Here is a 4,437-nt window from a genome sequence, read left to right as displayed (position 1 = left end):
TGGCACCGCGCCTCCCGTCCGTTCCGTGGTCGCGTCGGCGACCGCGTGTCAGAACCGCTCGCCGGTCGGGTCCTGCGCCGTCCGGTCGATGAGCTCCTCGCCGCCGACGGGCTCGCCCTCCCAGTCGACGAGGCGCCACCCGTCGTCGAACGACCCCTCGAGCTCGACGATCCCGGTGTTCTCGAGGTGGCGCTTCGTGCCGAAGTGGTCCGGCGTGTTGTCGGCCGCGGCACTCGCCCACGTCCGGATGGCCGCTCCGTGGCTGACGGCCGCCGCGACGTCGACGCCGGTCTCGAGGATCTGCCGGACCGCGTCGTCGTAGCGCGCGAAGAACTCGGTCCCGCTCTCGGCGCCGGGCATCCGGGTGGTGCGGTCGCCGAGCGACCAGCCGTGCACGGTCGAGATGTACGTCTGCACGGACACCTGGTCGCGCTTGCCCTGGGTGTCGCCGGCCTCGATCTCGCGGAGGCCCGGCAACACCACCGGGTCGAGACCCAGCGACGCGGCGAGCGGCGCCGCGGTGAGCTGCGTCCGGACCATCGTCGACGTGAAGAGCCGTTCGATGCCCCGGTCGGCGAGGGCCGCGGGCAGGGCATCGGCCTGCTGCTGTCCGAGCTCGGTCAGGCCCGGTCCGGGGACGACGGCGTCGAGCACGCCGTCCACGTTCGCAGGGGTCTGGCCGTGGCGGATGAGCAGCAGTCGCATGGTGCCACCCTACGGAACCCCGGCGACGTCACCCCTGCCGGGTGTTCCAGCGGGGGTTCTGCTTGTTGATGACGTAGACGCGGCCGCGGCGGCGGACGACCTGCGAACCCGGGATCTTCTTGAGCGCCTTGAGCGAGTTGCGGACCTTCACGGGTGACCTCCTGTCTCGGTGTTCCCTCTGTTGAGAACGATGATCATGTACATTAGCCGACATGCGTCCTGCCGCCATCACCCTCGTCTCCGCCCTGCACGACGTCGACGCCGATCGCGTGGCAGTCCGGCTCTCCACTGGTCACCGGATGCACGCGCCCGCCAGCGCGGTCGCGGCCGTCCGTGCCGTCGCCGAGCGCGCCGACCACCTCGACCGGGTGTGCGGCCCGGACGCCGACCACGGGCTCGTCGTCACGCTGCCCCCGGGCGCCGACACCCGGGCCGTCGGGATGATGCTGGCGAACGCCGCACGCTCGGAGACCGGGGACGACCGGGTGCTCCGACACGTGGTGAGCGTGCTGCGGGCGGACGACGTGGCGCACCTGCTCTGGTCCGAGGTCGACGACGCCTTCGTGGCCGCCGACCGGGTGGCGTCGCTCGTCGAGTACGCCACGGTCGTCGTCCTCGACCGGGTCGGTCCGGTGCCGCTGGAACGTCGTCGGAGCCTCCTCGCGCTGCTCCACCGCCTGGCCCCGCAGGCGGTCGTCGTGGCGCTGTCGTCGATCCGGAGCGCCACCGACCTGCCCGCGTCGAACGGCGGGGCGGCACGGGTCCTCGCGCACGGCGCCGGGTGGATGCGGGCGCTGTCGGGATCGGTCGGTCGGGACCCGCGGGACGGCCTCTTCGCGCTGCGCTACCGGGAGCCGCTGCCCTTCCACCCCGGTCGTCTGGCGTCGGTGATCGAGCGGGACCTGGCCGCGGGGACGAACGGGCGGGTGTTGCGGTCCCGGGGGTTCTTCCGGCTCGCCTCCCGGCCGGACCACGTCGGGTCGTGGTCGAGCCTCGGGGCGATGCTGGCGCTCGACCCGACCGCGAACCCGTCGTGGGACCCGGACGCGCCGATCGGGCAGGCGCTCTGGTTCGTCGGCGAGCGGTTGGACGTGCCGGGGATCGAGCGGGCGCTGGACGGGGCGCTCGTCACGTCGGACGAGCTGCTCGCGGGGCCGGAGCTGTGGCGCACGTGGGCGGACCCGTTCCCGGTGTGGCCGGCGCTCGACGCGTCGGAGGAGCACCGGCACGAGTGAGGCGGGTGCGGACGCGGTTCGGGCGCGTGGGCACGCGGATGACGGGCGCGGGTGCCGGGTGCTCGCCCGACCCGGAACGACATCGTCGATGTCGTACGACGACCACGATGTCGTTCCCGCCCCCGCGCAACAACTCGCGTGCGCAACGAACGACGAGGTCGATGTCGTACGACATCGACCTCGTCGTTCCGGAGCGGTCAGCCGGGCCCGACGGGGGCGCTCAGCGCGTCGGCTCGGCCTCGCGCTCGGCCCTCGCGGCGGCGTCCTCGGCGGCGAAGGGCAGGTCACCGAGGTCGAGGTTCGGGTTCGTGTCCTGCGTGAGCACGAGTTCCCGTGCCTCTTCCTCGGTCTCCACCGCCGGCATCGACCCGGGAAGCGGGCGCTGCGAGGACTCCTTCATGCAGAACACCCCGACAGCGCCGAGCACGCTCGTCACCATCAGGAAGTACGCCGGGGCGAGCTCGTCGCCGGTCGCAGTGAGCAACGCCTGGACGATGAGCGGGGTGGTCCCGCCGAAGACCGCGATGGCGATGTTGTACGCGAAACCCATGCCGCCGTAGCGAGTCGAGGTGGGGAAGAGCGCCGGCAGCGACGCCGCCTGGTTCGAGACCCACAGCGCGGTCATGAGTGCGAGCAGTGCGAGGCCGGTGAGCGTCGACCACTGGGCACCGTGCCCGATGAGCAGGAAGGCCGGTACGACGAGCACGACGGTGGTGCCGGCACCGATCCACATCACCACGCGACGGCCGAGCCGGTCGGACAGCTTGCCCGTGAGCGGGAGCATGATCGCGAGCAGCACGAGCACCGGGATCGTGAGGAGCGTGCCGTTCAGCGCGGAGTAGCCGAGCGAGTCGGTGAGGTACGTCGGCATGTACGACGTCAGCGCGTAGCCGACCGTGTTCGACGCGGCGACGAGCATCACGGCGATGACGATGGGACGCCAGTGGTCACGCACCATGGCGATGACGTTCGCGGGGCGCTCTCCGGACAGTGCGGCGCGGTTCTCGGACGCGGCGGCCTGTGCGGCCTGGGTCGCCTGGAACGCCGGGGACTCCTCGATGCGCAGGCGGAAGTAGATCGCCACGACGCCGATCACGCCGGCTGCGAGGAACGGGAAGCGCCAGCCGTACGCGGTCATCGCGTCGTCCCCGAGCGTGATCTGCAGGACGGACACGACGGTCGCACCCAGCGCGAAGCCCAGGTAGCTGCCGAAGTCGAGGATGCTCGCGAAGAACCCGCGGCGCCGATCCGGCGCGTACTCGGTGACGAACGTCGTCGCGCCCGCGTACTCACCCCCTGTCGAGAAGCCCTGCGCGAGCTTCAGCACGACGAGGACGATCGGCGCGAGGACCCCGATCGTGGCGTAGGCGGGCAGGGCTCCGATGAGGAAGGTCGAGGCCGCCATCATGATGAGCGTCGTCGCGAGGACCTTCTGCCTCCCGATGCGGTCACCGAGCCGCCCGAAGACGATCCCGCCGAGTGGACGCGCGATGTAGGTGGCGGCGAAGACACCGAGGCTGAACAGGATCTGGACCGACGGTTCAGCGGTGGGGAGGAAGACCTTCCCCATCGTGACGGCGAGGTAGCCGTAGACGCCGACGTCGTACCACTCCATGGTGTTGCCGACGACCATGCCGCTGACGGCTCGGCGCATCATGCTCTTGTCGACCACGGTGACGTCGCTCACGCGGAGGCGTCGCTCTGGCCGGTTCGGGGTATGGCTGGGGTCGGAACCCATGCATCTCTCCTCGGGGGGGGTCGGCGGGCCGATCGGTACCGGCACGGAACAGCCGACGACGCTACCGAGCAACCGAAATGTCATTGCCCGGCGATTCTCAGGAACCGGCGTGTTGCCGAGCCGGGAGCAGCGTCGATCGCCGCCAGCACACGGATCGGTGTGGACCGTAACGAGGCCATAACATCCAGTCATGGCGATCGAACCCGAGACGAAGAACTGGACGTGGGTCATCGAGTCCGCGTGCCCCGAGTGCGGCTACGACGGCAGCATCGTGACGATCCGGGACGTCCCGGGGGTCATCGACGCGAACACCGCGGCGTGGCCCGCCGTGCTCGAACGCGCAGACGTCCGCGACCGCCCCGACGACCACACGTGGTCACCGCTCGAGTACGCCGCGCACGTGCGGGACGTTCACCGGAAGATGACGGAGCGGCTGACGCTCATGCTCACCGAGGACGCGCCGACGTTCGCGAACTGGGACCAGGACGCCACCGCCGTCGAGGACCGCTACGGCGAGCAGGACCCCGCCGCCGTCGCGCGGGAACTCGGCGAGGCGGCGCACCGTGCGGCCCGCGCCTTCGACGACGTGCGGGAGGACCAGCTCGAGCGCACCGGCCTCCGGTCGGACGGCAGCGCCTTCACGGTCGCCACGCTCGCGACCTACTACGCGCACGACCCGGTGCACCACCTGTGGGACGTGCGGCGCACGCGGTAGACGCATCACCTGTGGGCCGGGAGGCGCGGTGCGGGCACGCACCG

5 protein-coding genes are annotated in these 4,437 nt (G+C 71.3%); 2 read left to right on the top strand and 3 right to left on the bottom strand.

Annotated elements, in window-relative coordinates; translation table 11 throughout:
- Window positions 1-48: 48 nt before the first annotated feature.
- Window positions 49-705: a histidine phosphatase family protein gene (locus Q7F20_RS17860; RefSeq protein ID WP_305741406.1), complete on the bottom strand. Its 657-nt coding sequence runs from the start codon at window positions 703-705 to the stop codon at window positions 49-51.
- Between the two features lie 28 nt (window positions 706-733).
- Entirely contained in the window at window positions 734-856 is a 123-nt protein-coding gene (gene ykgO / locus Q7F20_RS17855) for a type B 50S ribosomal protein L36 (RefSeq protein WP_022905672.1), read from the bottom strand.
- Between the two features lie 61 nt (window positions 857-917).
- Between ykgO and Q7F20_RS17850 the strand changes: the two genes are divergently transcribed.
- Window positions 918-1,940, top strand: a complete 1,023-nt coding sequence (locus Q7F20_RS17850; protein WP_305741405.1) for a GTP-binding protein — start codon at window positions 918-920, stop codon at window positions 1,938-1,940.
- 220 nt (window positions 1,941-2,160) lie between these two features.
- On the opposite strand, the gene Q7F20_RS17845 is transcribed toward Q7F20_RS17850, so the two are convergent.
- On the bottom strand, window positions 2,161-3,678 hold the full coding sequence (locus Q7F20_RS17845) for an MFS transporter (protein WP_305741404.1): 1,518 nt from the start codon (window positions 3,676-3,678) through the stop codon (window positions 2,161-2,163).
- Window positions 3,679-3,868: 190 nt separating this feature from the next.
- Here Q7F20_RS17845 and Q7F20_RS17840 point away from each other — a divergent pair, with 190 nt between their 5' ends.
- Window positions 3,869-4,393 carry a DinB family protein gene (locus Q7F20_RS17840; RefSeq protein WP_305741403.1) on the top strand — a complete coding sequence of 175 codons (525 nt, stop codon included), beginning with the start codon at window positions 3,869-3,871 and terminating at the stop codon, window positions 4,391-4,393.
- Window positions 4,394-4,437 lie beyond the last annotated feature (44 nt).

This window comes from Curtobacterium sp. A7_M15 (genome assembly GCF_030705415.1).
In the GTDB taxonomy this organism is placed as follows: domain Bacteria; phylum Actinomycetota; class Actinomycetes; order Actinomycetales; family Microbacteriaceae; genus Curtobacterium.
This window is presented reverse-complemented; position numbering and strand designations above follow the sequence as displayed.

What these genes read in the sequence shown, in the direction of transcription:
- Q7F20_RS17845 (WP_305741404.1), bottom strand. Translation starts at nt 3,678, where the DNA reads ATGGGTTCCGACCCCAGCCATACCCCGAACCGGCCAGAGCGACGCCTC.
- Q7F20_RS17860 (WP_305741406.1), bottom strand. Translation starts at nt 705, where the DNA reads ATGCGACTGCTGCTCATCCGCCACGGCCAGACCCCTGCGAACGTGGAC.
- Q7F20_RS17840 (WP_305741403.1), top strand. Translation starts at nt 3,869, where the DNA reads ATGGCGATCGAACCCGAGACGAAGAACTGGACGTGGGTCATCGAGTCC.
- Q7F20_RS17850 (WP_305741405.1), top strand. Translation starts at nt 918, where the DNA reads ATGCGTCCTGCCGCCATCACCCTCGTCTCCGCCCTGCACGACGTCGAC.